The following is a 6519-nucleotide window of genomic DNA, read 5'->3' as shown; positions in this document are numbered from 1 at the left end:
GGGTGGATACCGACACGCTGCTGGTCGCGTCCGAAACCGGCCTTGATCTGTTCGACCTCCGGAATGGCAAATCCAACCGGGTAACAGAGCTTGAGGCCGACACTCCGCACACTCGATCCAATGACGGACGGGCGGATCCCTGGGGCGGATTCTGGATCGGCACGATGGGCAAAGGGGCAGAGCCCGGGGCCGGGACCATCTGGCGCTACTGGCGCGGTGAGGTCCGCAAACTCTACGCACCGCTGACCATCCCGAACGCGATCAGCTTCACCCCCGACCGGCGCTTTGCCCATTTCGCCGATTCCGCCACGGCCAAAGTCTGGCGCGTCGCACTGGATACGCGCGAAGGTTGGCCCGCATCCCCGCCGGAACTCTATCTTGACCTCGGACCCGACGGGCTGACCCCGGACGGTGCGGTCTGCGATGCGAAGGGCAATCTCTGGCTGGCCGAATGGGGGGCCGGTCGGGTGGCGTGTCACGCCCCGGACGGCAGGCTCATTCAGACCGTGCCGGTTGGCGGACACCACAGTTCCTGCCCCGCCTTTGGCGGGCACAACCTGCGCACCCTTTTCGTGACCTCTGCACGGCAGGGGCTTTCGCCGCAGACCCTTGCGGACACGCCGTCTAATGGATGCACCTTCGCCTGCAAGGTCGAGGCGACCGGACTTGCCGAACACCGCGTGGTGCTCTGAGCTTCCGCAGGCCTGCTTGCGCAGACATTCTGGCGCCTTGAATTTCGCCACAGCCCCGCCCGCATGTTCGGGGCACCTCAGCTTTCTGAACTAGGCTTCCTGCTGATTGACAGCAGCCGGACGAAAAACGCCCCCCGGCTGTCGCTGAGGGGCGTCTTTGCGTCGTCCGATCGGTCCGGATCAGGCGACACGGTCCCGAGGGGCGCGGCCCTCGAAAAAATCCATCAGGTTGTCGAAGACACGGAAGCCCATCGCCTCGCGCGTCTCGCGCGTGGCAGATCCCAGATGCGGCAGCATCACAAGGTTGTCGGCATCCTTCAGATCCGGGTGGATCAGCGGTTCGCGTTCGAAAACGTCGAGCCCCGCGCCACCAATCGTGCCGAACCACAAGGCCTGCGCCAGCGCGTGTTCGGCCACGACCTCGCCCCGCGCGGTGTTGATCAGGAAGGCCGTGGGCTTCATCAGATCGAGACGCCGCGCATTGATCAGATGCCGGTTCGCCGCCCCGCCGGGGCAGTGGAGCGAGACGAAATCGCATTGCGGCAGCAGATCTTCCACCGTCTCGACCTGCACCGCGTTGTAGCGGGCCAGAATCTCGGGCGCGACTTTCGAACGGTTCTGGACAAGGATCTTCATGCCAAAGCCGTGATGGGCGCGCTGTGCCATCGCCTGACCGATGCGGCCGAACCCGATGATGCCCAAGGTCGCGCCCGACACCTTGGTGCCGACAAGATGCGTCGGCCGCCAGCCGGTCCAGCGGCCATCGCGCAGTTCGCGTTCGCCCTCGCCTGCCCGCCGCGCCACCATCAGCATCAGCGTCATGGCGATATCGGCGGTGCATTCCGAGAGGACATCGGGTGTGTTCGTCACCGCGATGCCATGCGACTTTGCCGCATCGGTGTCGATATGGGCGAAACCCACGCCGTAATTGGCCAGGATCTTCGTGCGCGCCTTGGGCGTGTCGAAAACCATACCCGGCAGGCGGTCGGTCACCGTGGGCAGAACGGCGTCATAATCGCCGATCGCGCCGCGGATATCCTCGGGCCCAAGCGGCCGGTCATCGCGGTTGATGGTGAGGTCAAAGACCTCTGCCATCTTCGCTTCAACTGCTTCAGGCCAGCGCCGAGTGACAAGTACTCTGGGTTTCGCCATATCCAGCCTCCCTTAAGCGGCTTCTTTCTTCATCACCGCTTCAATCGTCTCACCGATGATCGAAGGATGCTCAGCCACGGTTACACCGGCGGCGGAAAGAATCTCCACCTTTTCCGACGCGCTTTCACCGAAAGCCGAGATGATCGCACCGGCATGGCCCATCGTGCGGCCCTTGGGTGCGGTCAGACCCGCGATATAGGCGATGACCGGCTTGGTCATGTGGTTCTGGATATATTCGGCTGCTTCGGCTTCCTGCGGTCCGCCGATCTCACCGATCATGCAGACGATATGGGTTTCCGGATCGGCCTCGAATTGCTCCAGAATATCGCGGAACGAAGACCCGTTGATCGGGTCGCCGCCGATGCCCACGCTCGTCGAAACGCCGATGCCGCGATCCTTGAGCTGCTGGGCAGCTTCATAGCCAAGCGTCCCCGAGCGGCCGACGATGCCGACATGGCCCGGCAGATAGATATGGCCCGGCATGATGCCGCAAAGCGCCTTGCCCGGGCTGATCGTGCCCGCGCAGTTCGGGCCCGTCAGGACCATGCGGCGTTCCTTGGGGTAGCGATACATGTAGCGCTTGACCCGGATCATGTCCTGCGCCGGGATGCCGTCGGTCACGCAGACCGCATAGCGGATGCCGCCATCGGCCGCTTCCATGATGCTGTCAGCGGCAAACGGGGGGGGCACGAAAACCAAGGACGTATCCGCGCCCGTCGCTTCCACGGCTTCTTTCACCGTGTTGAAGACCGGCACGCCGTGGGCGGTCTCACCACCCTTGCCCGGCACCACGCCACCAACGACATTGGTGCCGTATTCGATCATTTCCTTGGTGTGAAAGCTCGCAAGCCGTCCGGTGATGCCCTGGACGATGACGCGGCTGTCGCGGTCGAGATAGATGCTCATCAGACGGCCCTCAGCTTGGTGTTCTGGCTTTTGTCGTTCTGCCACGCGGTCACGGCGCGCTCGGCCGCTTCCATCAGCGTCGTGGCGCGGATGATCGGCAGACCGGACTGGGCGAGGATCTTTTGACCCTCTTCCACATTGGTGCCCGCAAGGCGGACGATGACCGGCACGTCGACCGGGTTCTGCGTCAGTGCCTGCACGACACCCTCGGCCACCCAGTCACAACGGTTGATCCCGGCGAAGATGTTGACCAGCACCGCCTGCACATTGCTGTCTGACAGCACCAGCTTGAAGGCCTTGGCCACCCGTTCGGGCGTGGCGCCGCCGCCGATGTCGAGGAAGTTTGCAGGCTCACCACCGGCCAGCTTGATCGTGTCCATCGTCGCCATCGCCAGACCGGCGCCATTGACGATGCAGCCGATATTTCCGGTCAGACCGATATAGGCGAGGCCACGGTCAGCGGCGCGCGCCTCGCGCGGGTCTTCCTGACTCTTGTCACGCAGTTCCGACACATGCGGGTGACGGAACAGCGCATTGCCGTCGAAGGTCATCTTGGCGTCAAGCGCAAGGATGCGGTCATCCGAGGTGATGACGAGCGGGTTGATCTCGACCATGGTCGCGTCAAGCTCGGTAAAGGCGCGGTAGCAGCCCTGAAGGGTGCGCACCATCTGCTGGGTCAGCTTCGCCGGAATACCCAGCGCAAAGGCAATCTCGCGCGCCTGGAATTCCTGCAGACCGACGGCCGGTTCGACGGTCGAACGCACGATCGAGTCGGGACGGCTTTCCGAGATTTCCTCAATCTCCATCCCGCCTTCGGACGAGGCGACAATCATCACCCGCTGCGAGGTGCGGTCAAGAACGAAGCCCAGATAGATCTCCTGCTCGAACGGCACCGCGGCTTCGACATAGACGCGGTAGACGCCCTTGCCCTCGGGCCCGGTCTGATGCGTCACCAGCTTCTTGCCGAACATCTCGTCGGCGGCGTCAAGGATCTCATGCTCGCTGTCACACAGCTTCACGCCACCGGCCTTGCCACGGCCACCGGCATGGACCTGCGCCTTGACGATCCAGCGGTTGCCACCCAATTCGCGGGCGCGATATGCCGCCTGCTCGGGGCTATAGGCCAGCCCGCCATCGGGTACCGTGACCCCGAAGCGGCCCAGGATTTCCTTGGCCTGATATTCGTGAATATCCATTTGTGCGAGCCTCCTCCGCCCGTAACTGTCTTGGAATTACTCTGCCGCCATCGCGGATTGATAATGCTGGTCGAGACCCTTCTGGATCGCGCCCATGTCGACCTCGGCACCCATCTCTTTCATCGCCACGGCGAAACGCATGACGATATCGGTGATGGCCGCTTCGGAAAGCTGGTTGAGAATGCCGATGCGGACCTGAACCGGTTCGGAAAGCGTTGGCCAGATGCCGAAGCCCCTGGCGCGGCAGCCCTGCACCAGTTCCTTTTCGCGGCCCGCAAGCGAGGCGGGCAGGTTCAGAACGATCAGGCTGGTCATGTTCGAGGTAACGTCGCAGCCCATCGCCGTGACGGCGTCGCGCAGTGCCTTTTCGTGGAACGCATAGTCGCGGGCCTTCCGGGCGCGGCCATGCTGAAGGGTGATGCGCAGGGCTTCGTGGAAAGCCGCGACGGCATAGCCCGAATGGGTGCGGTGATAGGCGCCCGCCGCCACATCCTTGCCGTCCATGACGCCCCAGTGGCGCGCTTCCAGCACAGGGTTGTGGACGTAGGAGGCACAGCCATTGGCGCGGACATGGGCGATATAGGCATCGGTGAAGCTGACCGGCGCATAGGTCAGCGGCAGGCACAGGACGCCCTTCTGCGGGCAAGAGGCCCAGCCGACCACGCCCGGATAGGCGTCGATGGAGAAATCTGCGATCCCGAGGGACGACACCGCGTCCACCAGCCCCATCGCGCCGTGACGCTCACAGGCATCCGAGAAGCCCTGCAGGTCGTTGATCCGGCCCGATCCGGTTTCCCAATGCGCCATGAAGGCCCATTTCGGCTTGTGCTCGGCCAGCGCCTTCTCGACGATCTCACCGGTAACGGACTGGCCATGCGGCACGTTGACGATGGTGACAGACGCCGCCTCAGGGTCAAGCGCATTGGCGCGCAGCTCGTCCCGCGTCGCGGCCTTCATGCGGATCGTCAGCCCGTCGATGCCGGAAAAGGTGCCGTTGACGAAGGCCACGACCGTATCACCCGGCAGGATCGCACCCAGCATGCAGTCGAGCCCGGAAAAGCCGGTGCCGCCGACGCCGTAGGTGTAGGTGTTGGTCGTACCCCAGACCTGCCGCAGCATCTCCTTGCACTCGACCATGCCGCGCAGCACATCGGCCTGCATGTGGTCGGCAAGGCCGGTCTGGGCAAAGCGCGCCAGAACCCGCGGGTCGGTATTGCCGGGGCCAGGGCCCGCCGCCAGCGTCTCGGGGATTTCAAGCTGCGGGAAGATCGTCATATCATTCATCGGGCGGGCCTCCTCGAAAATCTGCCGGAACCGCGTCGCTCCGGTGTCAGGATGGACATAATCCTGCTTGCCGTGACGTCACAACCTGCGTTACTCCTGCTTTTGGGTATCCAGTTGGTCTGGAAAAAAACTACCCATTACGGTAATAATACCGATGTATACCGAAATATAGCCAATCCAAACGGGTAGTTTTTTGCAGAAAAGGTCAATGAATGCAGGCTATTGACGCTCCGGCCGCCCCGATTTCGGTCTCGCTCGCAGACAGCAATCCGCTGGTTCTGTCGGCCATGTCCGAGCTTTTCGACCGCGATCCCCGATTCTCGCTGGTGGCCACATCGGCCACGGCCGAAGGGTTTCTGGGCATGGTGATGCGGGTGCCAGTCAGGATCGGCGTGGTCGACTGGAACGTGCCGATCCTCGGCGGACAGAAACTGATCGAGGTACTGCGCGAACAGGCCAATGCGCCGCGTTTCGTCGTCTACGGCGACGATCCCAAGGGCGAAGTGGCGCGGCAGGCCATGCTGTCGGGCGCGGCCGGGTTCGTCGGCCGCAACACCCCGGTCGAGAAATTGCTGGAGACCTGTCTGGCCGTGGCGCAGGGCCAGATGGTCTTTCCGTTCCTCGACATCCGCGAATTGCAGGCCGATCCGATCCACAGCCTGACCCGCCGCGAACGCGCCCTGCTCGAAGCCTTGTCGCAGGGGTTGACCAACAAGGATCTGGCGCGGGATTTCGAGATTTCGGCCAACACGGTCAAGTTCCACCTGTCCAACCTTTTCGAAAAACTCGGGGTCTCGAACCGGGCTCAGGCCATCGCGTTCTACTACTCGTCCCGCCTGCCCGGCGAACGGTCCCAGCCGCGATGAATGCCGCAGGTCCGGGGGCGGGCTGTCATACGTTTGCCATACGTTTTGCCGACAGTTTGCCGACGCTTTGCCGACCCCCGAAAAGGCTTTCCGATCATTTCCCAGCGTCATTCTGTCGCGCAACAATCTTTCTTGACAGGAGCGGATTTTTCCTTCCTTCAATGGCGCCCGTTACTCAACGGCAACCCGACCAAGGACATTCCCCATGAGCTTCCATGTCATCGAACAGGCCCCCGCACGCCTCAATCGCAGTGAGCTGGCCGTCCCCGGCAGCGCGCCGCAAATGTTTGAAAAAGCGGCACAATCCGATGTCGACGTGATCTTCCTCGACCTCGAAGACGCGGTCGCACCGGACGACAAGGCGCAGGCCAGAAAGAACATCATCAAGGCCCTGAATGAGATCGACTGGGGCAAGAAATCCAT

At 63.0% G+C, this 6519-nt stretch carries 7 protein-coding genes; 3 read left to right on the top strand and 4 right to left on the bottom strand.

Going from position 1 to position 6519, the window contains the following annotated elements:
• On the top strand, window positions 1-692 hold a 692-nt coding region (locus WBB85_RS15380), incomplete at its 5' end, for an SMP-30/gluconolactonase/LRE family protein (protein ID WP_432639480.1).
• A gap of 180 nt (window positions 693-872) precedes the next feature.
• Here the strand turns inward: WBB85_RS15380 and WBB85_RS15375 are convergent.
• Genes WBB85_RS15375 through WBB85_RS15360 form a run of 4 tightly spaced genes read right to left on the bottom strand, consistent with a single transcriptional unit; the run spans window position 873 to window position 5230 of the window.
• Window positions 873-1844 (bottom strand): 2-hydroxyacid dehydrogenase, encoded by a 972-nt coding sequence (locus tag WBB85_RS15375; RefSeq protein WP_432639479.1) that lies wholly within the window; start codon window positions 1842-1844, stop codon window positions 873-875.
• A gap of 12 nt (window positions 1845-1856) precedes the next feature.
• Window positions 1857-2750, bottom strand: coding sequence for a succinate--CoA ligase subunit alpha (gene sucD, locus WBB85_RS15370; protein WP_432639478.1), 894 nt, complete (start codon window positions 2748-2750; stop codon window positions 1857-1859).
• Window positions 2750-3946: a malate--CoA ligase subunit beta gene (locus WBB85_RS15365; protein ID WP_432639477.1), complete on the bottom strand. Its 1197-nt coding sequence runs from the start codon at window positions 3944-3946 to the stop codon at window positions 2750-2752. Before WBB85_RS15365 ends, sucD begins: the two co-directional genes overlap by 1 nt.
• Before the next feature lie 36 nt (window positions 3947-3982).
• Complete coding sequence (locus WBB85_RS15360) at window positions 3983-5230, bottom strand: aminotransferase class V-fold PLP-dependent enzyme (RefSeq protein ID WP_432639476.1); 1248 nt, start codon at window positions 5228-5230, stop codon at window positions 3983-3985.
• A 212-nt stretch (window positions 5231-5442) separates the two neighbouring features.
• On the opposite strand from WBB85_RS15360, the gene WBB85_RS15355 reads away from it, so the two are divergent.
• A complete protein-coding gene (locus WBB85_RS15355; RefSeq protein WP_432639475.1) occupies window positions 5443-6096 on the top strand; it encodes a response regulator transcription factor in 654 nt (217 codons plus the stop codon).
• A gap of 205 nt (window positions 6097-6301) precedes the next feature.
• On the top strand, window positions 6302-6519 hold a 218-nt coding region (locus tag WBB85_RS15350; RefSeq protein ID WP_432639474.1), incomplete at its 3' end, for an aldolase/citrate lyase family protein.

It is taken from the genome of Albidovulum sp. (genome assembly GCF_049646345.1).
In the GTDB taxonomy this organism is placed as follows: domain Bacteria; phylum Pseudomonadota; class Alphaproteobacteria; order Rhodobacterales; family Rhodobacteraceae; genus Albidovulum.
This window is presented reverse-complemented; position numbering and strand designations above follow the sequence as displayed.